Origin of the sequence: Microcoleus sp. PH2017_35_SFW_U_B (assembly GCF_020737865.1) — a bacterium.
Taxonomy (GTDB): domain Bacteria; phylum Cyanobacteriota; class Cyanobacteriia; order Cyanobacteriales; family Microcoleaceae; genus Microcoleus.
In genome coordinates this window covers 1-24,459 of sequence record NZ_JAEQDE010000087.1, presented here as the reverse complement: position 1 = coordinate 24,459, position 24,459 = coordinate 1, and the positions used below count along the sequence as shown (strand labels likewise).

Annotated in this window: 19 protein-coding genes and 1 tRNA gene; 10 read left to right on the top strand and 10 right to left on the bottom strand. The window is 46.2% G+C overall.

Annotated elements, in window-relative coordinates:
• Nucleotides 1-78: 78 nt before the first annotated feature.
• From map to JGK36_RS23535, 10 genes are all read right to left on the bottom strand, one after another.
• Nucleotides 79-840 carry a type I methionyl aminopeptidase gene (gene map / locus JGK36_RS23580; RefSeq protein ID WP_293176554.1) on the bottom strand — a complete coding sequence of 254 codons (762 nt, stop codon included), beginning with the start codon at nt 838-840 and terminating at the stop codon, nt 79-81.
• Nucleotides 841-883: 43 nt separating this feature from the next.
• A complete protein-coding gene (locus JGK36_RS23575; protein ID WP_293189219.1) occupies nt 884-1,963 on the bottom strand; it encodes a glycosyltransferase family 4 protein in 1,080 nt (359 codons plus the stop codon).
• Between the two features lie 634 nt (nt 1,964-2,597).
• On the bottom strand, nt 2,598-3,071 hold the full coding sequence (locus tag JGK36_RS23570) for a TerB family tellurite resistance protein (RefSeq protein WP_293189217.1): 474 nt from the start codon (nt 3,069-3,071) through the stop codon (nt 2,598-2,600).
• Nucleotides 3,072-3,358: 287 nt separating this feature from the next.
• Nucleotides 3,359-5,257: a M61 family metallopeptidase gene (locus JGK36_RS23565; protein WP_293176560.1), complete on the bottom strand. Its 1,899-nt coding sequence runs from the start codon at nt 5,255-5,257 to the stop codon at nt 3,359-3,361.
• Nucleotides 5,254-5,934: a Crp/Fnr family transcriptional regulator gene (locus tag JGK36_RS23560; protein WP_293145897.1), complete on the bottom strand. Its 681-nt coding sequence runs from the start codon at nt 5,932-5,934 to the stop codon at nt 5,254-5,256. The genes JGK36_RS23565 and JGK36_RS23560 overlap by 4 nt, the downstream gene beginning before the upstream one ends.
• A 531-nt stretch (nt 5,935-6,465) precedes the next feature.
• Nucleotides 6,466-7,350, bottom strand: a complete 885-nt coding sequence (locus JGK36_RS23555) for an inositol monophosphatase family protein (protein ID WP_293198182.1) — start codon at nt 7,348-7,350, stop codon at nt 6,466-6,468.
• A 286-nt stretch (nt 7,351-7,636) separates the two neighbouring features.
• Nucleotides 7,637-9,562, bottom strand: coding sequence for an alpha-amylase family glycosyl hydrolase (locus tag JGK36_RS23550; RefSeq protein WP_293176564.1), 1,926 nt, complete (start codon nt 9,560-9,562; stop codon nt 7,637-7,639).
• 252 nt (nt 9,563-9,814) lie between these two features.
• The gene (locus JGK36_RS23545) at nt 9,815-10,732 is read right to left on the bottom strand and encodes an Rpn family recombination-promoting nuclease/putative transposase (RefSeq protein WP_293198185.1); all 918 of its coding nucleotides are present in this window, start codon (nt 10,730-10,732) and stop codon (nt 9,815-9,817) included.
• 218 nt (nt 10,733-10,950) lie between these two features.
• Nucleotides 10,951-11,814, bottom strand: a complete 864-nt coding sequence (locus JGK36_RS23540) for an Npun_R2479 family HD domain-containing metalloprotein (protein WP_293198187.1) — start codon at nt 11,812-11,814, stop codon at nt 10,951-10,953.
• A gap of 388 nt (nt 11,815-12,202) precedes the next feature.
• Nucleotides 12,203-12,517 carry a Mo-dependent nitrogenase C-terminal domain-containing protein gene (locus tag JGK36_RS23535; RefSeq protein ID WP_293176570.1) on the bottom strand — a complete coding sequence of 105 codons (315 nt, stop codon included), beginning with the start codon at nt 12,515-12,517 and terminating at the stop codon, nt 12,203-12,205.
• Between the two features lie 317 nt (nt 12,518-12,834).
• On the opposite strand from JGK36_RS23535, the gene JGK36_RS23530 reads away from it, so the two are divergent.
• From JGK36_RS23530 to JGK36_RS23485, 10 genes are all read left to right on the top strand, one after another.
• Nucleotides 12,835-13,650, top strand: coding sequence for a cobyrinic acid a,c-diamide synthase (locus JGK36_RS23530; protein WP_293176572.1), 816 nt, complete (start codon nt 12,835-12,837; stop codon nt 13,648-13,650).
• Between the two features lie 370 nt (nt 13,651-14,020).
• On the top strand, nt 14,021-14,338 hold the full coding sequence (locus JGK36_RS23525) for a hypothetical protein (RefSeq protein WP_293201131.1): 318 nt from the start codon (nt 14,021-14,023) through the stop codon (nt 14,336-14,338).
• Nucleotides 14,339-14,399: 61 nt separating this feature from the next.
• Entirely contained in the window at nt 14,400-15,551 is a 1,152-nt protein-coding gene (gene gshA, locus JGK36_RS23520) for a glutamate--cysteine ligase (RefSeq protein ID WP_293176576.1), read from the top strand.
• Nucleotides 15,552-15,792: 241 nt separating this feature from the next.
• Nucleotides 15,793-16,254 carry a tRNA (cytidine(34)-2'-O)-methyltransferase gene (locus tag JGK36_RS23515; protein ID WP_293145927.1) on the top strand — a complete coding sequence of 154 codons (462 nt, stop codon included), beginning with the start codon at nt 15,793-15,795 and terminating at the stop codon, nt 16,252-16,254.
• Between the two features lie 591 nt (nt 16,255-16,845).
• On the top strand, nt 16,846-19,269 hold the full coding sequence (locus JGK36_RS23510; protein ID WP_293198191.1) for a peptidoglycan DD-metalloendopeptidase family protein: 2,424 nt from the start codon (nt 16,846-16,848) through the stop codon (nt 19,267-19,269).
• A 138-nt stretch (nt 19,270-19,407) separates the two neighbouring features.
• Nucleotides 19,408-19,480: transfer RNA gene (locus JGK36_RS23505), tRNA-Met, on the top strand.
• A gap of 127 nt (nt 19,481-19,607) precedes the next feature.
• A complete protein-coding gene (locus tag JGK36_RS23500) occupies nt 19,608-20,207 on the top strand; it encodes a peroxiredoxin (protein ID WP_293176580.1) in 600 nt (199 codons plus the stop codon).
• A gap of 131 nt (nt 20,208-20,338) precedes the next feature.
• The gene (locus JGK36_RS23495) at nt 20,339-20,878 is read left to right on the top strand and encodes a peroxiredoxin (protein ID WP_293176754.1); all 540 of its coding nucleotides are present in this window, start codon (nt 20,339-20,341) and stop codon (nt 20,876-20,878) included.
• Nucleotides 20,879-20,900: 22 nt separating this feature from the next.
• Nucleotides 20,901-21,107, top strand: coding sequence for a hypothetical protein (locus JGK36_RS23490; protein ID WP_293176582.1), 207 nt, complete (start codon nt 20,901-20,903; stop codon nt 21,105-21,107).
• Nucleotides 21,074-24,379, top strand: a complete 3,306-nt coding sequence (locus tag JGK36_RS23485; RefSeq protein WP_293198193.1) for a hypothetical protein — start codon at nt 21,074-21,076, stop codon at nt 24,377-24,379. The genes JGK36_RS23490 and JGK36_RS23485 overlap by 34 nt, the downstream gene beginning before the upstream one ends.
• Nucleotides 24,380-24,459: the final 80 nt, after the last annotated feature.

Genomic DNA, 24,459 nt, shown 5'->3' with positions numbered 1-24,459 from the left:
TATATAATACTAAGAGCGCTGAAGCGCAACTACGTACCTAATTCCGAATTCGATTCGGCGGAATTCCACCTTTCATACCTACGGCAAAGTCAGAATTTCCACCCCAGAATCAGTCACAGCCAGAGTGTGTTCAAACTGAGCCGAAAGCTTTTTATCCTTAGTGATAGCAGTCCAACCATCCGCCAAAATTTCCACATCCCAAGTACCCTCATTAATCATCGGCTCGATCGTAAAAACCATACCTTGTCTGAGCTTCTTTCCCGTCCCCCGCTTACCGTAATGCAAAATTTCCGGTTCCGTGTGAAAAACGCGATGCACGCCGTGTCCCGCAAAATTTCGCACCACCGAAAAACCCTGCGCTTCAGCATATTCTTGAATCGCCGCACCGATATCACCGGTACGAGCACCAGGCTTAACTTCCGCAATTCCTCTTCTGAGACATTCCTCAGTTACTTCAACTAACCTTTTAGCTACAGGTGAAGGTTCCCCAACAAAAAAAGTTTTAGAAGTATCGCCGTGATAGCCATCAACTAAAGGCGTTACATCAATGTTAATAATGTCACCTTTTCTGAGAATTTGTTTTGCATTCGGGATGCCGTGACAGACAACTTCATTGACACTAGCACACAGAGATTTCGGAAATCCTTTATAACCTAACGGAGCACTTTTTGCACCGTGGGCTAAAGTCCAGCGTTCCGCTTCGTCGTTAATTGCCAGAGTGCTGACACCCGGTTTAATCATTGGTTCGAGATGCAGAAGAAGCTGAGCTGCTAAGCTGCCAGCTTGACGCATTTTTTCGATTTCTCTGCTCGATAAAAGCACTAAACGTTCAGTTGCCATAGTTATTTTTGTGGTCTTTTGTTGTGGTCAATTAAGAGTTTATTTAACTCAATTTTACAATAGACTTGAACCAGCGTTCAAAAAGATCGCCCGCGGCTCCTAAATTGTATTCTACCTCTGCTTGTCGCCGGCAAGCACTGCGGTCAATTTTGTCTAAACGGTCGATCGCACTTACCAAGCCATTTACACTATCAGGTTCCACTAAAAAGCCCGTCAGCCCGTCTCGCACAATTTCCGCCGGCCCCCCGCGCTCGTAAGCAATCACAGGCACACCGCACGCTAAAGCCTCGATCGCCACATTTCCGAAAGCTTCCACCCAGCGCGGCGTCATCAACAATGCTCGGCACTGGCGGACTTGTTCTTGCATTTTGGTTGTTGTCAGAAACCCTAAATATTCTACCGGAGCATCCGGGTAATCTGTACAAATTTTGTGCCAATAATCCTCATCTTGCATTTTGCCCATAATTTTTAGGGGAATGCCTGTAATTTTTGCAGCCGCCACAGCATCTTCTAAGCCTTTTTCCGGGGCAATGCGGCCCAGCCAAGCTAATTTTGGTTCCGGTTGGCTGCAAAAGTCGTACAGCGATAAATCGATGCCGCCGTTTCCCACCAACTCGCACTCGCTAGCAAAGGCAAAGGTTTGGGCTTGGGTAAGGGTGCAAACTCCCAGCGTACCGGGAAATTTGACGGCGATTTGTCCGGCGATGCGATCGAACGATCGCGACATGGAGCCCATACTGATAAAATGTGCGATCGGAGTGTTAAAAAATGGCGTCAAATAAAAAGGCAACCAATCGTAGGCAAAATTAACAATCAGATCCCAATCATCCTGAACTTGGCGAGCGTATTCCCACATATTTGCCAGCACAGAATCGGCAGGCATCACAATCGGATCGTGGTAATCTTGTGTTTGGGCAGTTACTTGCAAATCCCCCGCGATTTCGATGACTGGAATTGATTCTAAGACTGAACCTGCCGGCGCTACAACTGTTATTTTATGACCTCGACGCTGCAATTCTTTAGCAATGTTGAAGACTGTAAGTTCGACTCCGCCGCCCAACCCCGAACCGAGTTGACCTACAGAAGTTGATAGGAACAATAATTTTAAAGAGTTATTAGTCATTAGTTATTAGTTATTGGTTATTAGTTATTAGTTATTAGTTATTGGTTATTAGTTATTAGTTATTAGTTATTGGTTATTGCTTATTAGTTATTAGTCACTTACTTGAGAATATTCTCAACAATCATAAGATCGATCTTTACCCGAAGATGATATGGCCTTTCTCAAAAAAAGTGAGGTATGCCCTATGCCCTATGCCCTATGCCCTATACCCATGAGTACCTCTCTCTATTTTCTCCCTCTGTGTCCTCTGCGCCCTCTGCGGTTTAATCATTCTGGTACAGCCGGATTTGATCTTACACATCCGGGAGAATCAACAACTTTCCCTAACACTCTTGCACAACAATTGTTAGGTTACATTATTTGGGAAAAATTGTATAGCATTTATCAGAAAGATGAGGTATGACTGACTGCTTATATAACCGCTTAAACGAAGAGGGCTGAAGCCCAAACGAAGAGGGCTGAAGCCCAACAACGTACCTCACCTATCTGAGAAGGGCTATATTACCCAGTCCAAAAGTATTAAGTAAAAAAGACTTACCTATGGCGAATTATTCCCGGTTGCTCTTAAAAATTTCAGGTTTAGTAACGAGAAATACAGGAATCAACCAGGAATCAGCCGCGCGCCAGTCGCAAACTAGCGTTTGATGAACTGTTCTAATTTGTGAGCTATCTTCTCTATAATTCCCTCCGAAGTATGTGTCGCCGATGATTCTGCTTCAATACGCTTGACTGCATCTTCTGGAAGATTCAGCAACTGCACTAATTTTTGATAAGCTGCGGCTTCGTCAGAGTTAATGTTTGGTTCGTCGGGAGTGCGAGAACTAGATGCAATCACTTCATAGCCGAGTTGCAAGACTAATTCTTTTTCCTCTTGAGTTTCTAGTTGGTGAATCAACTCATCAAGGGGAATATTTTGCATGATGTAATCCCGCAGTTCCTGTTGCATTTGTTGGGCGTCGTCATCTGCGGCAAACAAACGACAAAAGCGATCGAGCATTAAATTAACTTCTTCTGTTGCGAGTTCGCCATCAGCCCAGGCCATAGAGGAAACGATTCGCAGCAGGTTCATCTGGCGAGGCGTAATTGATGGAGGAGGTGGGGTTTGCATAATTAAAATTGGTGATTGCTAATGGGTTATTTGTTATGAGTTATTTGTTACTGGTTATTGCTGATTTTTTATGTCATATCCGGTGAGACAACCATCATAAAAGTCTTTTTTAGTAAGGACTTGAGTCCTTCCCGATTGGCCTATAGTTTTGCAGTGAGGACGAGCGCTCTCAGTACAAAATTTATGATAGGTAATTAACCGGACACAATCTTATTGGTTATTAAAACTAACAAATAACAACCAACAAGTAACAAGTAACAAATAACAACTAACTACTAACAATGATGTCACAAATTCGACAGAGGAACACCCAGCCATCCAGTAAAGTTTTGTTTCTGAATAGTGCTTGGCCGATCGACTGGTACGATCGAATAACGGCCGGGGCGCGGCTGGGCGAGAGTAACAGAACAAGTCCGCAGTTCGTCTTGATGAAAAACTGTCACTTCTACCGTGTCCCCCGGCTGATAGTCTTTCAGCCTCTCTGCCACTTGTTCGGCATTTACTCGAAAACCTGCGATCGCCAGCAACTCGTCTCCAGCGTCAATTCCGGCCAATTGTGCCGGAGATCCTGCTTCGACAAATTTAACCATTTGCCGCCCGTTTTCCGCTCCCAACGTCCAACCCATCCGAGGCGTTTGCTCGCTTTCATCTACCCAAATTTGTAGCCCGAAAGGTTCCAGATATTCGTTATAAGGCAACTCTTCTGTGCCGTCTACATAGCGCGCAAAAAAGTCACTCAAATCCATGCCGGCTACAGACTCGATCGCACTTTGCAACTCTTCGGGAGTAAAGCCTATTTCTGCCGTCCGCGAGCGAGCATTTAACTTACCATTTGATGTCAGATACGCAGGCTTTGCCTCTGTTCCCGACTTCTGGTCAAAATCTTCATTTTCAGGAGAACAACCGCCAAACTGCTGCCACATCAAACGCATCACATCGTCGAGCGATCGCGCGTTGCCGTGTTTAGCTCGAATCAACAAATCCAGCAGAAACGAAACTAATTCCCCTTTCAAATAATAGGAAATCTGCGAATTATCGCTATTAGCATCCCTCCGATAAAGTTTAATCCAAGCATCCCAACTCGACTCGCTCGCAGGCTGCACGTTCCGCCCCGGAGTCGTCTGCAAGCGAGTGATTTCTTTGGCAAGATTTTGGAAATAACCTTTCACGCCATAGAGACCCGCTCGAAAAGGAATTAGCAAATCGTAATAACTGGTCGTGCCTTCAGAGAACCATAAAGAAGGAGTATAATTCTCTTGTTCGTAGTCAAATATTTCGAGAGCTTTCGGTCGAATGCGCTTGACATTCCAGAGGTGAAAAAACTCGTGAGCCACCAATTGAATGAACCGTTCGTACTTGTCCTTGTTCCGAAAACCAAAACGCGAATAGTTAAGAGTGCAACTATCCTTGTGTTCCAATCCGCCAAAACCAGAGCCAGACAAATGCAACAAAAACACATAGCGGTCGTAAGGCAAACCGCCGAACATTTCTGCTTCTACCTCAATGACTTTCTTGATATCTTGAATTGCCCGTTCTGGTTCTAAATTGCCTTGTCCCCAAACTACAAGCTGATGGGGTTTTCCCATCACTTCAAAATCGTAGGACTCGTGACAGCCAATCTCAAAAGGACTATCGACAAGGGTGTCAAAATCCGCAGCAGCGAAAGTAAAATCTTCCCCAGAAACAGGCGGCAAAGTAGTAACTGTGCGCCATTCCGGCTGCGGTGGCACCACTGTCACCGTATAGCAGTTGCGCTCAAAACCGGGCAAGAAAAAGCACAGAGCCGCTGGATTAAAATAACCGTGAGTCGAGTCTAAATGATTGGTTCGTACTGTCAGTTCGTTGGCAAAAATCCGGTAGCAAACCGTGACATCTGACACTGAATTTGTCTCGATTTGCCAGTGATTTTTGCTAATCTTGCGCCAAAGTAAAGCTCGATCGCCTCCTAGCGATCGAAAATCTTGCAGGTGGCGGGCGTACTCTCGAACCAAGTAAGAACCGGGAGTCCAGACAGGCATTTTTAAATCCAGCACCGGCTCCGACCAACCCTGCACGCGCAAAGTCACTTCAAACAGGTGGGATTCAGGATTGGGCATCGCCACCGAATAGTGAATGGTCGGTGCTGTTAGTTGTCCGATCGCGCGATCGGCAGCGGACGAGGTATCCTCATAAGTGACATCGGTCATTGACTTGCCAAATTCATCAAGTGCTTGAGGTTGATCAAATGGATAGTTTGGTGCTCTGGATCGATTTTGATCCAGCCTTTACTATCTAGTTTTTCCATAATTTTGCTGGTTTCATCTAGGGCGATACCTGTCACGTCAGCTAAATCTTCATAAGGGATATTGAAGATATCTCTGCCCTCAGCAGTTTTCTGACCGTAGTTTTCTCCCAGCTCAACTAAAGTATTTGCTAGTTTAACCGCTGGCTGGCGGTTCTGGAGTTGAGAGCGGAGATTGGTTTGGCGCAGGCGCCGCACCATCAGTTGCAGCATCCGGTGATGCAATTGCGGATCTTTAAACAGGGTTTGGATAAATCGCTGAGCCGTGACACTGATCAGCCGCACGGGCGATAGAGCAAGTACGTCATTCGATCGGGGAGATTCATCAAGAATGGCCATTTCGCCGAAGAAAGCTCCCCGTCCTAAAATAGCCATTGATACAGCTCGATCGTTTGACAGGCGGCGGACTTTGACCCAGCCCGACACAACAAAATAAATTGCGTTACCCCAAGAATCCTCCATCACCACAGCTCGGCCTGGGGGATACTCATGCTTAACGGCATTGGATAGCAGCCCTCCCAAGGTTTCTGGGTTAGCACCCTTAAATAGAGGGAACAGCTCACTGAAAGCTTCTGTCTTCATGCAAACTCGCGGAGGTGGGAAATTAGATTAGGCGACACCCAATAGCTAGGGAACGATCGCTGTTTGAGAAAACAAACAATCTGTTGCTGCTACATAAGATTGACACAAAGCGAACGAGACGCAAATCTCAGACACAGGCGAAACTTACTTCGTCTCATAGCTCCTTTGACATACCTCCTCTTCCTGAATGAGAGAGGATTCCTTAACGCTTCACAGACTAATGCTTGCAAGAAGCAAGTCTCACTCAGTCTCCACGTTCGTTTTAAGTCTCCCAATGCCCTAGGTTGACTTTTTGTTTTCCTCACAAGTCAAATGCTTGTATGCCTTCAGGGTTGGAGTCAACCATTGCCCCTCTAGCTGTCTAGGTGCGCTCTCACCGTAGCTGTTTCAACGTGTCTTGAGCCTGTAGACATTTCAATTTTAATGCAAAGCTGTCCTAGAACTATGGGGTTTAAAACCCAATTCTCCAATCAGGGTACAGGGGCCCGCTTCACCTAAAATTATGGGCAGATTTTTCAATCTTAAACGGGTTTACAGGCGTCCCACTGCCTGTTGAACTTTCCCCAACAGAGCTTCTATATAATCCGGCCAGCCGATCGCGATCGACTGCGTGTGGGCCAGAGACTCCGGCTCTATGGCGTCTGCCGTCCACCTCAGCGGTTGACCTTGCAAGTCGCAACAGACCAATCCGGCTGCCTTTGCTAGGGCCAGAGGGCCGGCGGTATCCCACACTTTAACTCTACCGTTGAAATACAGGTACAAACCGGCTCGACCTTGTATGATTTCCATAACTTTTAAGCCAAAGCTTCCCAGCGAGTAAAATTCTACTCCTGGGATGCTTTGGGCGATCGCTCCGGCATAGTTTTTCTGGTCTCTGTCGCCGAGAATAATTTTACAATTGAACGGTGTCGGAGCGGGGGGTTTGCTCATAGCGATCGGCTGCGGCGAAGAGGTTCCCACAGTTTGGAACAATCCCCAATCTTTACCGCCAAAATACATTTGGTCAAAAGCCGGGGCGTAGATCCAGCCGGCCACCGGTTCCCCCTCCAACAGCAGCCCCACCATCACAGCGTAGTGCTGTTTTCCCTGAATAAATCCCTCCGTCCCGTCGAGGGGATCGATGCACCAGAGGCGCTGGTAATTTGCCTGGTAAGCTGCTCTGGAAGTGGTGTTTTCCTCCGTGATCCTGCCATCTTCAGGAAACAAAGCGCTAAATGCTGCTGATAGTTTTCCGTCTAAGTAGCGATCGATACTCGTCACGTAGTCATCTGGGCCTTTCTCGGAAACTTCAAAAGGTTCCGCTGCAAGCTTGTGGGCTTCTTGACCGCACTCTCGGATGATGTAGCGAATTTTTTGGTCTTGCTCTGGAGAAATATACATCAGGTTAAACATAAATGCTTCAGCTAACTTCAGCATAAAAGCTTAAGTCATTGGAATCGAGCGATCGACCCCTGTGACTATTTTTGACTCTTACAAGATTGGCGCCCGGGTGTCAGCCCTAGGCGCAAAAATTAATTTGACGCACTACTTATGGCGATCAGATGCTCTTCGGCGCACCCTACTCATATCGTTTCCGGTTGCATGGGTATTATTCAAATTTCCCAACAGTCAACAATCAATAATCTATCGTTTCCGGTTGCATTGATATTGTTAAAATTTCCAAACTGTCAACTGTCAACTGTCAACTGTCAACTGTCAACTGTCAAGACTCCCGTCCCGAAACCCACTTATCGCGCCATTTCACAGTCCCTTCCGAAGCCAAAACCCAGCGCCGACAAACCAAATTTTCTCGCAGCGGCGACCTTCCTTCCCGCAGCAGCGCATACTTATAAGAAATCAACTTCCCCGCACTTTCATTAAAAGGAATTTCCCCAAACCAAGTATTAGTATTGATATACTCCAGCGGGTAAGCCTTACTAATATCCCAATTCCCCAATTCAGGACAATCTCCAACCACCACAATTCTTTCCCCAGGCTGACTTTTAACACTGTTAAGCTGAGCCCGCACAATAGTTTTCCCCTTAACTCGCTCTCCCACGCGGCTAAAAATCATTACTTCGCGATCGCCCAACTCCAAATTATACAGCATCCCGTCTTTAACTTCAAACTTGCGGCGCGATAAAACCTCCGTATGCTCTCCATCCGGCAACTCCGTATCAACCGCTTCAACAGTCACAGAATCGCCCCGATTCATCGCCACAAACACCACAGAATCGCGATAGCGGCGGACGTAACAATAAACATCAGCAGTTAGATATTTTTGCCACTGACTCCCCATCGAAATAGCAGGATTCAGCCGCCGCAACCCAGACAGCAACCGCACATCGCGGTAAATCGGCGAATCAGTATCCCACTTTTCCATCATCGGGCGGTTGTAAGGGTCATTTCCCCCTTCTGTATCATCGTGCAGGTACTGTTCAGTACCGTAATAAAGGCACGGAATGCCACGACTTGTCATGATTAAATTTATCGCCAACCGGAGCATTTGTCGATCGGCATTCAACGACTGAAACCGCGGCATATCGTGGTTGTCAATAAAAGTAATCAACTCCGTCGCCCCGTAATAGCGGTGATCCAAATTCAGCACATCCTGAATTAACTGAAATCCGGCTTCCGCACCCTGTCCCAATACTTCTCGAATTGCCACGCACAGCCCAAAATCTAAAATAGTCATCCCCGACTCATTGACAAATTCCACAGAAAGGTCATTTCTAGGATCGCTGTAAATCCATTCCCCAAAGATGAAAACATCAGGTCTATGTGTCAAAATATCCGCAGTAAACTCTTGCCAAAACCAGATCGGCATATGCTTAACTGTATCAACCCGCAAAGCATCAACACCTCTATCTAGCCACTGTTTAATTGCTGACTTAATGTAACTGCGATAGGCAATATTGTTTTCATTGAAAGTAGCCAAGCCAGACAGTTCGCAGTTTTGAACTTGCCATTCATCTTCCCAATTTTGGACTTCTCCATAATGGTGATACCAGTTATCTTTGTCATCGTTAAAGTCAGCTATTTTGACACCATCATCGTAAAGCTCCCCTTTTTTTCCACTAAAATCTGGGTTGCTGTGATTGCAGACAATATCGAGTACAAGTTTCATTTTTCGCTGGTGCAACTCGTCTACTAATTTGTCAAATACGGTATCTTTAGTTTCTTGTGTTTGGTTGACAGAAGGATTATCACCTTTAGCAATAAATCGGGGATTTAGTCGTTTAAAATCTTTTGTCCAGTAGCCGTGAATCGCAGCTTGTTCGACAAATAATGCTTCTACTTGCTCAAAAAGCGGAGTCAGCCAAACTGCTGTAACACCCATATCTTTTAAGTAGTCGAGTTTGTCGATAACTCCCTGCAAGTCGCCGCCCCAATATTTGCCCCAATCTTTGCCTTCTGGATCGTAAAGTTCTGGGTTTGGGCCTGCATTATTTGCGGAGTCGCCGTCGTGGAAGCGATCGACTACAATGAAATAAATTGTTTCTTGGCGGAATTCAATATCTCTGGTGTACAGGAATTCTAAATCGAGTTCGGTTTCTGGCTTAACTTCTTCTACCAGAGAGTCAATTTTTTCTTCAGATTGGGTAGTTTCGTATTGAGATGAAGTTTGATTGGGAGTGACTGGTGTCATGAGATTTATTTTTTATACTGTAAGATTGGTCAGCTATTGGGAGTGAGAGTCGGAGATAGCTTTTCCCTCTGCCTGACTTTTACAGCATAATACGTAATTTACTCGTTTAATAAAATCTTCCTCTAGACAGATGGCAGAGTCGTCTATAGGTTCATAGTCAGGACTTCAGTCCTCTCTCGTTGGATGAGGACTGAAGTCCTCACTACAAACCAATTTGATGTAGTTTGTAGTGAGGACTTCAGTCCTTCCTTCCTATTCCTCCCGCAAATTTTCGATATCTTCTACACTCAAACCAGTAGTTTGACTAATAGTTTGATTGTCAAGCACATTGAGAAGTTGCCTAGCAATTTCCAGAGCCTTTTCTCTCATTCCTAGCGCGAGTCCTTCTTCTCTGCCTTCTTCTCTGCCTTCTTCTCTGCCTTCTTCTTGCCCTTGTGCGAGTCCTTCTTCTCTGCCTTCTTGAATTCCCTTTCGCAAGATTCCCTGCTGATCCATAATATACCTCTCGCGATCTTCTAAATCTTTCAACTCTTCAGGATTCAAGTTAGTTTCATTAGCAATCGCAAAAGCTTGTTGTATTTCCGAGACATTTTCCATTGTTGACGGTACTACTTCCAAACTGGGGGCATTTTTCATAAAATAAACCCACTTGTCAGTCAAAGTTTCCAACTGATCCAATTGTTTGTTGAATTTCGGCAATTCAATAAATATCATTTCCATTCCTGGATCTGGATACTCAAATAAACGCTTTTTCTCCTTGAACACAAAGTGAGAAATTACTTCTCGGTCGTTTTCAAACATTTCAAAATCTGTAATGGTCAAAGCAATTACAGGTTTTAACTTAAAGTAACCTTCACCGCGAATCAGTTGAGTAGAGTAAGTTTTTGCAGCATTATAAATCACCCGCTTCGCAAAAGATGCCACATTTAAAACTTGCATTTCGATAATTACAGTTTGACCTAATGCAAGCTTTGCTTTGACATCCAGGTAAGACTCTTTAAGATATGAGACTCTTGATGGTAAATACGGATCGATAATTTCTAAATCGGTGATGGTGGGATGGCCTTTGTAAATTAGGGCATTGAGAAAGCTGATCAATATTGGTTTGCTTTCCTTGCCACCGAATATTTTTTTGAAGGCGAAATCGGTTTTGGGGTTAATGAATCTCATGGTGATTTTTCTCTATTTCTTAAGAATTGAACGAGTCAATCTATCGAGCAATGACAATCAAAATATTTTAAAATTTGCTGGCGGCTGTGGGTATAGCTATATTTTACTATATGGCGATCGCCCAATCGAGCACAGTTCACAAGCTTAACATTAAATAGGACGATCGCCCTTTCGCTCGGATCAGCAACCAGAGCGCCCGCCCCAAGTCAACTCCAAGCCTAACTAACAGAAGCCACCTCCTCAACTCCCGCCTCAGAATGCTCCACCCGAAACACATTTGCGTTCAGATTAGCAACAATTTGTTTCCCCTGTTGCGTCAATTCTAAATAGCCGATCGCATCCTTGACATACCGATAAACCACATTCCAATAAAACTTAGGATACCCCTCCCGCAAATCCGCCGGATTGCAATACTTCAACACCTGATTTTGACCAGTCTCCTCAAATTCATAAAACAGCGCAGTCACCTTTTGCAAATATCGCGGATCGCTCAACTGACCAATTAAATCCGCCGCCCGCACCAAACCCGGATAATTCACAGTATCTTGATAGTCTTCATCCCGAGGAACCGGGAAACGAGTTAACTCAATATTCTGCTTAACCAGGTTGGCATCAATCAGTCTGTGACCCCCAAAGCGTTCCTCAACAAACATCTTTCCCCGATCGACATGATAAGGGGTCAAACTCGCATCAGTCGCCCCTCTCGGTAGCGTTAAATTCGTGTCACCTATTCCCGTCGCATACACTCCTAAATCTGTTCTATCTTGCCGACAAACACCCTTGACATACCCGATATCGTGACACAGCAAAGCAATGTGGAAATGCAGCCAATGTTCGCAGGAAACACCGCCCTCGCGGATGTGCTTCCCGCGCAGAATCTCTTGTCCCACCAATGTCACTAAAATAGTGTGTTCCACATTGTGGTAAAGAGCATCGCTATTAGCAATATTTTCCAAAGCCATATCGGCTACCCAAGCAATAATTTCGCCATAGTCAGATTTGAAGCCACCGTAGGTGTGCCGGTAGCCTTCAATTAGCCGATTTACAAAATCGTTAATTAGCAGTTCTGTTGCGTTAAACATATTCACTTCCATTAGGCAAAGTAATTTGTTAAATTATTGTTATATCTGTTGTTTTCGCTGCTACGGTTTGATATTATTGTTGACTTGACCGTAATGATGGAAGCCCGCTGTAATTTAAAAGCATCCAAAGCATCCACTGATATTAACGATTGTGGTCTAAATTGGCGATCGAACAATTGGCATAGTGCTGCACCCATAAATAATTGATAAGCTCTACAGCATTTAAATTGTATATTTCAATGCCTAATTAAAACGCCTCAAATGCTCTCCCCCTGTTTACCCGAAGAGCGAAGCTGTTATAGGTCTCTCCCCCTCTCCATCGACTATCATAGACAATCTAGATGCACTACGGTCGATCGATCGGCGATCGAGGTATGAAACCCCTCAATCAGCAGTACGGCGTTACATCTTCCCCGGATACATCAGCCAAAAACGACAGCGAGCGAAAACGCAACCCCACTAATTCTTCATATACAGGATTTAGCTTGCACATCGGGGGTATGTGGAAAAAATGGTGTCCGAATAACTGGATATTTCTCTCAAAAGGACACCGTGCGGGTATAACTTGGCACAACCACTTAGCTATTTGCCGATCGCCCACTGCAATGCTATCAAACCAGTGTCGCACTGGTTGAACGAGGATCTGGCCAAAACTTAAGTATCGGCACTGATTTTTAGGTAAAATACTTGTAGTCGAGTTCATGATTTTCCTCAGTAATCCGGATTAACAAAAAGTTATAAATCACCCTGATTACATCATCAACCAAACCCACCGTTATCCCAGTGACGTGAATAATTATTTCCTGTGACACTCGCGGCCCAAAAATGTGATATATAAAGTTCATAGTTGTGATAGTAAGTCCGCAAAAATGTGAGACAGATCACCGCCTTTACCCGCTAAATCCTGTATCCTTAGAGGTATATAAAAAAATTACATAAGTGGTAACTGCCGGCCTCTACTTTACTGTACTTACCTGCCATATATTACCCGGTCAATTAACTAATACAAGGTTTCAGGCAATGATTAAACAAAAATATAAATATGCCGACCTTTCTCAACGTCCCCACACAGATACCGTGCTGGAAAAACTCCCTGTAGAAGTTAAGGAGTGGGCAGAAAGCTTGCCTTGGAACCAGCGACGCTACGTTTTGTCCCTCTCCTACATATTGTGTGCATCTACTCCCGATTTTCAAGCCAAATTTTTAGATGAGTACACAGCCGACGGCTTAGTCTCAAAAATGTTTGAAGATGTAGATACTCTACACCGAGTTAAAGAGTATTTAATCAGATTCCGAGTCAAAAAAGAATTAAACGAATCTGATTTAAGAAGCTACATCAAACAATTTTATATCCACTCATCTCAACAAGCGCTCCGGGAAACAGACCAATATTTAGAATCTGCACTGCGTTTCGTATTGAGTACAGAAGAACGGAATAATGTTTTTAACTACATTTTGGGTTTTGAATTTATTAAAATTGTGTTTCAAATGAGTTGGTTGCAACACGAAAGATTAGCCAGACTTCAAAAAAATCAGTCGCAGTTTATTGAAAGCTATATCAAGCCAATTCAACACGCACACAAAATTAATGCCATAATTGTACCGAAAGATGAGAGAATCTTTTTTGCTAGACGCGCTTATTACGTTCAACAGCCTAACATTTCTTACACAAAACTTATCGAGTTAGTCATGGCTACTTTTACTACAGAAATGGTGACTCACTGCGGATTTTCGATCAGCCGCCACTCTCAAGCTATGCGCTTTGACTGCGATTACATTTACGATCCCCAACCAGAAGAAGCAAGATTTCCTACTGACTTGCAATTTATGAATTGACTCTACGCAGTAAAGTGTATGCTCCGCGTAAACCCTAGGTTGCTTTTTCTCTTTACTTTTAGTTTCGCGTTGCGCCCAGGATAGTTTTTGGAGCATCGGACTTCTAGTTTGCAGTTTAAAACCGGTTGTTCAGCCTGACTTTCTCTAAAATGGGACGGCTTTATCAATTGGCCTTACGCTTGCGTTTGTTCAATTTCAAACCAGCTAACTATCACTCCCGCTAACGGAATAGCCAGAAATATTCCTAAAATTCCTGTCGCTCTCGCGCCTACTCACAGTGCAAAAAATACGACTACCGGATTGAGGTTAAGCGGATTTTGCTTGAGTCTCGGATGAATAAAGTTATCTTGAAATAGTTGACAGTTGATAGTTGACCTGTGACAGAAAGAAGAGGGAAGAAGGAACAGCGAAGAGGGAAGAATGCAGTGCTTTCTCACTTCTGTCTGTGGTAAGGGTGGGTTCTGTTTACGATAAGTACGATCGCGCCCCGAATGCCGCATCAAACACAAAGGCGATCGCACAAACAGCCTTTGACACCCGAAAACCGCCTCGGAAACTCTTGGCGGTGCCAGCATTTGCCGCTTTGGGTGCCGCAACTAACACACAAACGCTCAAACAAAGCTGGCGCCCAAATACCCGGTTTCAGTCCCAGCCTCCAAAAATTTCAACTCTGCCTTGTGGCAGATAGTACGAACAGCTCAATTTTTGGGATACTAGAAATTAGCACTCAACTTAGCTGAGGAACAAACGTGCTGCTATCAAAAGGCTTTGAAGTAGAAATGTATACCGGCACGCCCGAAGGTGAGGTTGTCGGTCTCTCCGATCGCATAGTCGCCGATCTAGAGGGATTTGTGCGGGAGCCTGATAGTCGCAATGTGGAGTACACGACGGCCCCGCTGTGCAGCTACGATCGCCTGCTGTGCGCCCTAGTCAAGCCGCGAGTCCGGCTGCGCGAGTATCTCAAACAGTTGGGCGACTATACCTTGCTCCCGGGAAGTACGCTATCTCTCGGTGGGAGCGATCGATTTTACCGATCGGATCCCAACAACCCCTATCACACCTACATCGAGCAAACCTACGGCACCAAAGTCGTCACTGCCAGCATTCACATCAACATCGGCATCTCCGAACCAGAAATGCTGATGCGCGCCATCCGCCTCGCCCGCGTCGAAGCACCGCTATACTTGGCATTGAGCGCTTCTTCCCCGTTCCTCGACGGCGAAGTCACGGGCTATCATTCTACCCGGTGGGGTTTGTTTCCCAAAACTCCCGCGATCGTCCCCCTGTTTGAAAGTCACAAGCATTACATCCAGTGGACTGAAGAACAGCTAGAACTCGGCAGTATGCAAAACGTCCGCCATTTGTGGTCTGCTGTGCGGCCAAATGGCGATCGTCGCCCCTACTGTCTCAACCGCCTCGAACTGAGAATTTGCGATCTTGAAGTCAATCCTCTGGCTTTGTTGGCCATCACTGCCTTGCTAGAAGCTCGTATTTGGCAGATGATGGAAGACCCCGGCTTAGACCCCTTAGCACTCAGTACCTTACCGGCCGCCACCCGCAATCAAGACTTAGTTGCCCTCACCGACGCCAACGAAATTGCTGCATCCCGGCAAAGTTTGGATGCCGAACTCACCCACTGGCAAGACGGCAGAAAGATTTTGGCGCGAGATTGGATTGAGGAAATTTACCAGGAAGTCTGGCCGATCGCCAAAAAACGTGGCTTTAGTTGCTTTCTCTCGCCGCTCAAAAAGATTCTCCGGGAAGGCAACACCGCCCAACAGTGGTTGAAACTGTATGAGGGCGGTTTGGATGCGCGCACGATTATTCTGCAAGGGATTGATGGCATGGCTCACCAGGAATGGGAGCTGGAAGACAATTTGTGCGGCCAGTTAGTCGCTTGAACAGTAGCAGTGCAAAACAAATCAGAATATTTAATCAATGGCAGCCGGCACCTGTTATAAATAAAAGCTATGAATAGTATCTACCTTTGGGTAGATTTCTAAATGTGCCAATAGCTGTATTTTTTGCTTTGATAGCAACTGCCAAGACGTGTTTAATCGCTGAAACCATTGCTATCCTTGGGGCGATGGGGGCTGTCAACTGTCCCAGGTCAACTGTCAACTGTCAACTGTTTAAAGCTTCATGCCCCAACTTGTCTTGATTCACCCGCAAATTCCCCCGAATACTGGCAATATCGCCCGCACTTGCGCTGCCACAGGCACGACATTACATTTAGTCGGCCCGCTGGGGTTTGAAATTAGCGATCGCTACCTGAAAAGGGCCGGCTTAGATTATTGGCCCTATGTCAATCTCCACTGTCACGAAGACTTAGCTGCTTTTGAGATATTTCAGCAGGAGCGAGGAGGGCGAACGATCGGATTCAGCACTGGTGGACGATGCAGTTATACCCAATTCCAATTTCAGCCCAGCGACTGGTTGATGTTTGGCTCAGAAACTGTCGGCATTCCTAAATTGGTCTTGGATGCCTGCGATGCCACAGTTTTTATTCCCATGAGCCAGCCTGGAGTCAGGAGTTTGAATCTCTCTGTCAGCGCCGCTGTAGGTTTATTTGAGGCTAAACGACAGTTGGGCGAACTCGGATAAATCGCGATCGACAGATACATACATATATAGATATTTAATAGCTGTCGGGTACAACCAACTTTCGCTTTAAATATAAGAAATTTGTATCAAAGCGGTGAAAATCTAGATAGCGGAGATTAATATATTTTATTCATCCAAAAACAGATTGTTATCAGTAATACCAAATTAGTCGCTGCGAGGATGTAGCCACAAAAACAGAGGATTTCAGCGATTTAAGGCGCCAGGGATCGCCTGATTGTGCCTGAAGGCTATTGATATCTAGTGAATATACGGTTGTAGGTTGTCCGGAAATTAGCATAGAGTCGGACAATAGGTGAGAGTCTTAGCCTGTGCGGGAACGGATATTTTATGTATTCGTTCCAACTATTGCGGTGTAAGGCTTGTGGGGTGTAATTGCAGCGGGTTTGACCGAGAATTTAAAAAATTATTACGGTTCGAGCTTGTCTAAATTAAAAAAGCAAGGTAATCTTGCCTAAGCACGATCGCTTTCAACAATCAGAATATTTTTGGTTGTTGATTTAAATTCAGCGTCATGCAATCCCTTGAGTGTTTCCAAGGACAGTTAGCGCTTCTCAGTAGGAGGTCGTTTTTTTGAAACGAACATATCCCCAAAAAAATAAGCCTGTTCAGGCTAGTGAAATCGACAGAGACGGTTCTGCGGAACCGTCCAAGCAGACAACGCTCAGCACAGGCTCCTTTCGCTCTCTCGCCACGATCGGGCTGGCAATATCGGTAGGTGCTTCTGGCATCCTGCTGCCGAGAAACGGAGACAGCGCTCGCGCGTCTGAACTCACACCGACAGCAGAATCGACCGTTGAATTAAAGCCTGTATCGACCAACGGGCCCGCTACCACCGGACAAGTTGACGGCTCCTCAGCCGAACAGGCAGGGGTTAAGGTTCAGCAGGGACAAACCCTTTGGGATCTGTCTCGGGACTATGAAATTGAACCGAAGGCACTAGCAACTGCCAACGGCATCAAACCCGATACCGCACTCCAAGTCGGCCAAGAACTCAGAATTCCGGAGGCTCTAGAAGCCTCGCCACAAGAGAACCCTGGCAATACTGCCACAGTCAATCCAGAACAAAAATTAAATCTAACTGGCTCCGAGTCGTTGGATAGTGCAGCCCAGTACGGTCAGTCAACGGAAGCGCCAGATATGGCGACGACTGTACCGACGCAAAGCTCGATCGACAGCCCGAACGCAGACGGGGCGATCGACAGTTTGAAAAAACAGGAAAACCGCACTACAGCATCAGGTCGGCCCCTGTTGGACTCTGAGGTGGGACCAAATTCATCTACACCTGCTGTACCGACGCTGGCATCCCCGGAATATGCCACCTCGCCAGCAATTCCTGACCTCAGGGCCACACCTGTAATTCCCAATGCCTCGGTGGGTCAAGCAGCATCGCCCGATCGATCGTTGGAGTTCATTGAACAGTCTCTCGCAACACCTAGTTTGCCCTCCGCTGTGGTAGTGTCCCCAGCAGGCAGTAGCGCAGGGCCAGCCCAGGGGCTCTACAACGTGCGCCCGGGAGATACGTTAGATGCGATCGCCTCTAATTACCGGGTATCGCCCAAAGAGCTGATCGCCATCAACAAGCTGGGCAATCCCAACTTGCTGAATGTCAATCAACGGCTGAAAATTCCCAACGTTCGGTCAAATAATCCAGCGGTGCAGGCGGCAGCATCTGATTCTGCCTCTAACTCTACATCTGTCTGGTCGGCGACTTCGGTTCCCGCATCTTTGAACCCCAGTTCGTCTACCTCGGAAATAACCAGTGCTGGCGTTGCAGCACCCGCCCCAAAAGTGGCCGTTGTCTCTCCCTTGGCGAACTTGGAAGGTCTGAACAATATTTCAGCGCCGATGGTTCCCAAAATTAACAGCATTCCGCTAACTCAAGTTTCTCAAACCATTAGCGACAACAGAAAGCTGGAACTTCAAGGCGAACCAACATTTACAGGTGCCGTTGACACCAGCGCCCTGCCCCAGCCAGCAAGTGCAACTGCTACCAACCTCGCTGCTGCATACCCGCAGCCTTTCGGTTTGCAAAATGTTAGCGCCCAGGGTTTAAATCCCGCTCCCACGAACGCTGTAATTGAGTCGAATGCGGAGGATCTACCCACCGCTACCGCTCTCAACCCTTATTCCGAACGCTTGAGAGCAGAAGTTGTCAGACTGCGAGAGGAATATCGCGCCGAGCGCAATTCGATCGGGGCAAATGCGGTTTCCCTGGCTCCAACTGAGGGCCCAGAAGCGAAACTCGCCTCCAACCCGTCTGAAGAACTCCCAAGCGTCAATCCCGACCTCTACACCCCCGAATACGCTGGAGCGGTGCAGAATGAAATCGGCAGACCGCCGTCGAGAGGGTGGTCCCAGGAAGTTCAGAAACAGCAGCAAGAGCGTTTCGATCCCGCTCGTGCAGCCGAACTGCAACCGATCAACCTAACGCCTACCTCTACTCAAGAACGGCCGGTGGTAGCAACTGCTCCTTTGGGTTCCGAGGGTTATGACCCCCTGAGCAACCCGTCTTTGGGACGCATGGTTTCTCCAGAACTGCCTCCACTTTCGGGCGCTGATACTTATCTGCCTAACGGCGGCGGCAAACAGCAGTCGGCTAACGGATTGATTTGGCCGGCTAAGGGCGTTCTCACTTCTGGCTACGGCTGGCGCTGGGGACGGATGCACAAGGGAATTGATATTGCAGGGCCGATCGGCACGCCAATTGTGGCCGCCGACAGCGGGGTGGTTACCTATGCAGAGTGGAATGACGGAGGGTACGGCTATCTGGTGGAAATTACCCATCCAGACGGATCAGAAACGATCTACGCCCACAACAACCGAATTTTGGTTAAAAAGGGTCAGCAGGTCGATCGCGGCGAACAGATTGCAGAAATGGGCAGCACCGGCTTCAGTACCGGGCCGCACTTGCACTTTGAAATCCATCCCGCCGGACAGGGTGCTGTCAATCCAATGGCTTTTCTGCCTAACGATACGTCCAGTGCTTCTCGATAACGACTGGTCTCAAGTTATGGGTTTTGAATCATTACCAAAACTCATAACTTAGATCGGAAGGTATTAGAAATTCGGTTGTTGGGAATACAGACATACTTCCACCTACCGTGCTACGATGGTAAATCGTGAAGTAAGTTTGGCTCAGTGGCGCAGTGGTTAGCGCAGGGGACTCATAAGCCCAAGGTCGCAGGTTCAAATCCCGCCTGAGCCATAATTTAATGGAAAAAATCACGCTCTCTATTTTGAGAGCGTGATTTTTTAGACTTGCCGAGAACATACTTGTAGTCGTTATGAGTATGATATATTTGTAACAGTTCGTAAAAAAGGAAACAAAATCTATGACAAGTGAATGCCTCCGGGTTGGTCAAGCTGCACCCGATTTCGCAGCAACAGCCGTAGTGGATCAGGAATTCAAGACAGTTAAACTGTCAGACTATAAAGGCAAAAAGTATGTAGTCCTGTTCTTCTACCCCTTGGACTTCACCTTTGTGTGCCCCACAGAGATTACAGCATTTAGCGATCGCCATGAGGACTTCAAAAAAATCGATACCGAAATCCTCGGCGTCTCCGTTGACAGCGAATTCTCTCACCTTGCTTGGATACAATCAGACCGCAAATCCGGCGGCGTCGGCGACCTCAACTATCCTTTAGTTGCTGACCTCAAAAAAACCATCAGTTCCGACTACAACGTCCTCGACCCAGAAGCAGGTATTGCCCTCAGAGGTCTGTTCATCATCGACAAAGAAGGCATCATCCAACACTCTACTATCAACAACCTTGCCTTCGGCCGCAACGTAGACGAAACTCTCCGCACTCTGCAAGCTATCCAACACGTTCAGTCTCACCCCGATGAAGTTTGTCCCGCTGGCTGGCAGCCCGGTGACAAAACCATGACACCCGATCCAGTTAAGTCGAAAGTATTCTTTGCTGCTGTCTAACTCGATCGTTTTGAGTTGTAGGGCGGCGCCTGTGAGTGCCCGCCCTCGAAACTTTCGGTGCAATGCCCAATCCCTCCGCTTCGCTTCGCCCATTGCCCAATGCTCAATTCCCCATTCCCAAATTAGCAAATATGCTGACTTCTACTGATTTTAGCGGCTTGTTAAATCAGCGGTTTTTCCAAAATTTATTGCCTGTTCCCGCGACTAATGTTCTGAAGCTGGGACAGAGGACACCAGATTTTGAATTGCCGGATATTAATAATGGCAAATTAGTGCGGCTGTCGAATTATCGGGGCGATAAGCCGGTAGTTCTGGCTTTTACGCGGATTTTTACTGAAAAGCAATATTGCCCTTTCTGTTTTCCTCACATTAAAGCTTTGAATGAAAAGTGGGAACAGTTTGCCGATCGCAATATAGAATTATTGATGGTAACCAGCACCGACGACAGGCAAAGCCAAATAGTTGTCAGAGATTTAGGCTTGAAAATGCCTCTGCTGTCCGATCCAAGCGTAAGAGTGTTTCGGGCCTATAAAACCGGTCAGGCTTTGGGTGCTCCTTTGCCGGCTCAGTTTGTTTTGGATGCAGAGGGCAAACTCCTATTTAAACATTTGTTTTCGTTCATAGACCACAATGCTAGTGTGGAAACTTTGCTGAAATCTATCAATAAGTAAGAACACGGCAATTCTGGCTCCAATGCTGTCTCCTAATTTGGAGTTTTTAACCGCAGATACACGCAGATGTACGCGGTTATTTTTGGGTTTTGCGATCGATACTTATTGTGCCAATTTTCAGGGCGGAATACTCGGATGTTCGATCGGCAGAAATCTAGGCTATAGCTGGAATGTAGCTAGTAGCAGTTTAAGCCGATGTCGTCTCCTAAAGGTCGATCGAGCAAAATAGAATTCAGCGTCTTAGCGTCGCATCCTGAGTTGTTGACAGGTTTAGATGCGTGGCTGCGGCTGGGTTTGATTTCGCCCGCTGAGGTTGAGCAGTTGTGCCGACAGTATTTAGTCTGCCCGATACCCGAGCCCGCTGTAGCCCTTTCTGAAATTGACGATCGCCAGAGTTCTCCTATTTCCGAACCCAAAGTACCTGCTCTAGCAACACAAAAAGCATTACCCAGAACCACAAAAAACGTTGTCGAGCGCGCAGAAACTCCTCAAACCCCAACTTTTGCCTCTCAAATTTTGCAGTCCCTCATCGCCGAAATTAGCGTCGTGTGGCTGTTGTTTTTAGGAGTGTTCATGGTAGTTGTCTCCTCAGGAGTCTTGGCTGCCAGTCAGTGGGAAAAATTTCCGGCTGCCGGACAATATGGAGTTTTGTTAGCTTATACTTTAACTTTTTGGGCGATCGGCAGTTGGGCAAAAAAACAGCCTAATTTACACTTGACTGCTCAAACTTTGCAAGAAGTTACCCTGTTGCTAGTGCCGATAAATTTTTGGGCGATGGACACCTTTGGATTGTGGAAATATCCTTGGGATTGGGCAGTTGCCATCGTCGCCGCATTTATTTTGACTTGGATAACGCGCAGAATTATTAAAGATCAGTATCAAAGTTTGTGGGGGAAAAATGTAACTACCTCGATCGCCCTAAATCACTTGGGATTGAGTTATTTGCACTGGGGTTGGGGATTTCCAGGCTTTGCCCTAGCTGCGGTTTACTTGGGTACGGTGGGAACTACTGCTGCTACAGTTTATCAAGTTCAGCAACAACGGGTACAATCTATCACACGCGGGGGAAACACTGAAACTTCCGCCGCTGCTTTCAGTTCCAGCAGAGATTTTCTGACTTACAGAAAAGCCGCTTTAGTAGCTTATTCTTTGGGAATTTTACTGGGTCGGGCGATATTTGTCAAGGATGTCAACATCCATGAAATGGGTTTAGCTTTGGGAATTTGTGGCGTACTGTTAGCGTGGCTAGATTGGCCGCAATCCCTTGCATCTGGAACTACTAGAAACAATATATCTAACGAGCCAAATCCCGGCAACTTTTTTAACTGGCAATTAGCCGGAGGGGGTTTGTTGGGTTTGGGGTGGCTGGTTTGTTTTCGCGAAATTCCTCTACAGGCGATCGCCATTAGCGCCTTGGCTGTTTGGTTTTTTTATAACCGCTTAGTGCGGTTTTGGCAAAAGTTGGATTTGCTAATGCTTTTCGCCGTTGGACTTCAAAGCATTTGGCTGGTTTGGCGAGTGGTTCCTTTAGGAATTAAAACACAATTTGTTGCATTTTTAACTCAGCTTACCAACTCTGGGCAAACTCCTTGGGCTTTTTGGGGTGTTTTGCTGTTGCCTTATTTAATTTTAACCGTAAGTGCGGCGCAGTGGCTCTACCGATCGCGAAAGTTTCCACTTGCCCATTTTGGCGAAAATCTTGCTCTCGGTTTGGGCAGTGTTTTAACTATTATTAGTGTAGTCAATCCGTTTTGGCGATCGATCAATTTATCCATCTCTACTTTAACCCTAGGTTGGATCGCCTGGAAATACTTAATTCCCGATAACTCCCCGCGAGTTTTGATGCCCGTTTCTGCTGTTGATACCAAGGGAAATCCGGCATTTTGGGTTTCGCTGACTCACATTACTGGTTTGTGCGGCTTCACTTCGGCAATTGACTTGTTTTTGCCAAACCAGAGAGACTATGTTTGGGCAGGAATGTTATTGATATTGATGGTGGCTGAATGGGGATTTTTTGTCTGGATGAAATCTGCAAATACCAGAGAAAGTTCTGCATTCTTTCGCTGGCATCCTGCGTTATTCCAAAGTTCCTGGTATCTGGGATTGGTGTTGGCAGGATTGAGCTTTATCTTGCTGTACAGTAATATGCACTCTCAGTGGGGTTTGATGTGGCTGGCGACTCCTTTGGCTTTGACTGCTGTTGCTAAATATAGTGAAACTTCGCACAAACAACTTGCAAGTACCTTGAGTTCGATCGCGCTAATAATCGCACAATTTCTGATTTTTGACTTTCCGGTATACAGGTTAATGGGTTTGGGTTTGGCTGCGCTGTTGATGTTCGTCAATACTTACTATTTAATTGAACAACCAGCGGCTGCAATACAAGTCGGATTTGGCTTGAGTTTCGTAGCTGCGGTAATTTATCAATTAGGATTTTTGTCTGGTTGGGCTTGGGGAATTGCTGGGGCGATCGCACTTTTGTGTCTCTGGTTGCTTCGCAGCACGATAGTTCGTTATTTTAGCACGTTGCCTGAACCTTCGACCTTGGCTGAAATTTACGATCGAGCTTTGGATGGTTGGGCAATCTTAGTCACCAGCTTGCTGTTGACAAACATCACTCTTTATTCCTTTCAACTCTACGATTCACGCAGTACCTTGAGTTTACCAGCCTCTACTCAAGTGTTGGCTGCTACTTTGGTAACTGTGGCTGCAATTGTTTTCCGAAGTTTGGGCCAACTTTCCCCGCTGGCAATTTATGCCTTGGCTTGGAGTTTGGAGTTGCTGACAGCAGTCGGTTTGAGCTTTATTGGACGCAATATGATTAATTTGGCAGTCGCGAATATTGCCTTGGGCTTATCTACGCAATTGTTGGGCGATTGGTGGCGGCGCCGCAACCCCGATTATCGCCAAATTTTACCCAGCATTCACGTGATACCTCTACTTTACGGGGTATTGGGCTTGATTTTGCGATCGGACACCTTTACCAATAGTACAGGTTTAATCTCGTTAGGTGCGTCTTTAATTGCGATCGGCATTGGTAGGCGGCAGCAAGAATTTAAACCTTTGGTTTATTTGGGATTACTTGGCGTGTCAGCTTCCGCCTACGAATCCCTACTATATCAACTTTCCCAAACACGAGGAGGATCTTTTGGCGACGGCTTAATTGTGCTAGCAACTCTCGGCACAACATTAACCTATATCTATCGCATTTTATCTCCTTGGTTGAGCAGCTATTTACATTTAACCAATGCCGAATTAAAAATATTCGCTCACCTGCACTGGGTTTTAAGCAGTATACTCCTGATTTCAGCTTCTGGCAACTATATTAAATCCGGGCTAAATTTAGGATTAGTCACTGGTACCCTCTTAGTGCAATATGCTTTCTTGCAAGGGCGAAATAATCTCGATCGCCAATGGGCAGAAATTTGGATTTACTTAGGCTGGCTAGAAGCCTTTGGCATCCGGCTTTACTGGATCAATACCAGGGCTATTTCGTTCTAGACAGTAGACAGGGTTTAGGTTTAGAGTTTAGAAGTCGGATTCACCCTAACTTATGATTTATGAGTTCCCTAGCAATTGTA

What these genes read in the sequence shown, in the direction of transcription:
- JGK36_RS23565 (WP_293176560.1), bottom strand. Translation starts at nt 5,257, where the DNA reads ATGACCGATGTCACTTATGAGGATACCTCGTCCGCTGCCGATCGCGCG.
- JGK36_RS23575 (WP_293189219.1), bottom strand. Translation starts at nt 1,963, where the DNA reads ATGACTAATAACTCTTTAAAATTATTGTTCCTATCAACTTCTGTAGGT.
- JGK36_RS23560 (WP_293145897.1), bottom strand. Translation starts at nt 5,934, where the DNA reads ATGAAGACAGAAGCTTTCAGTGAGCTGTTCCCTCTATTTAAGGGTGCT.
- JGK36_RS23500 (WP_293176580.1), top strand. Translation starts at nt 19,608, where the DNA reads ATGACAAGTGAATGCCTCCGGGTTGGTCAAGCTGCACCCGATTTCGCA.
- JGK36_RS23535 (WP_293176570.1), bottom strand. Translation starts at nt 12,517, where the DNA reads ATGAACTCGACTACAAGTATTTTACCTAAAAATCAGTGCCGATACTTA.
- JGK36_RS23550 (WP_293176564.1), bottom strand. Translation starts at nt 9,562, where the DNA reads ATGACACCAGTCACTCCCAATCAAACTTCATCTCAATACGAAACTACC.
- JGK36_RS23545 (WP_293198185.1), bottom strand. Translation starts at nt 10,732, where the DNA reads ATGAGATTCATTAACCCCAAAACCGATTTCGCCTTCAAAAAAATATTC.
- JGK36_RS23485 (WP_293198193.1), top strand. Translation starts at nt 21,074, where the DNA reads ATGTCGTCTCCTAAAGGTCGATCGAGCAAAATAGAATTCAGCGTCTTA.
- JGK36_RS23495 (WP_293176754.1), top strand. Translation starts at nt 20,339, where the DNA reads ATGCTGACTTCTACTGATTTTAGCGGCTTGTTAAATCAGCGGTTTTTC.
- JGK36_RS23530 (WP_293176572.1), top strand. Translation starts at nt 12,835, where the DNA reads ATGATTAAACAAAAATATAAATATGCCGACCTTTCTCAACGTCCCCAC.
- JGK36_RS23555 (WP_293198182.1), bottom strand. Translation starts at nt 7,350, where the DNA reads ATGCTGAAGTTAGCTGAAGCATTTATGTTTAACCTGATGTATATTTCT.
- JGK36_RS23515 (WP_293145927.1), top strand. Translation starts at nt 15,793, where the DNA reads ATGCCCCAACTTGTCTTGATTCACCCGCAAATTCCCCCGAATACTGGC.
- JGK36_RS23540 (WP_293198187.1), bottom strand. Translation starts at nt 11,814, where the DNA reads ATGTTTAACGCAACAGAACTGCTAATTAACGATTTTGTAAATCGGCTA.
- map (WP_293176554.1), bottom strand. Translation starts at nt 840, where the DNA reads ATGGCAACTGAACGTTTAGTGCTTTTATCGAGCAGAGAAATCGAAAAA.
- JGK36_RS23490 (WP_293176582.1), top strand. Translation starts at nt 20,901, where the DNA reads ATGCTGTCTCCTAATTTGGAGTTTTTAACCGCAGATACACGCAGATGT.
- JGK36_RS23570 (WP_293189217.1), bottom strand. Translation starts at nt 3,071, where the DNA reads ATGCAAACCCCACCTCCTCCATCAATTACGCCTCGCCAGATGAACCTG.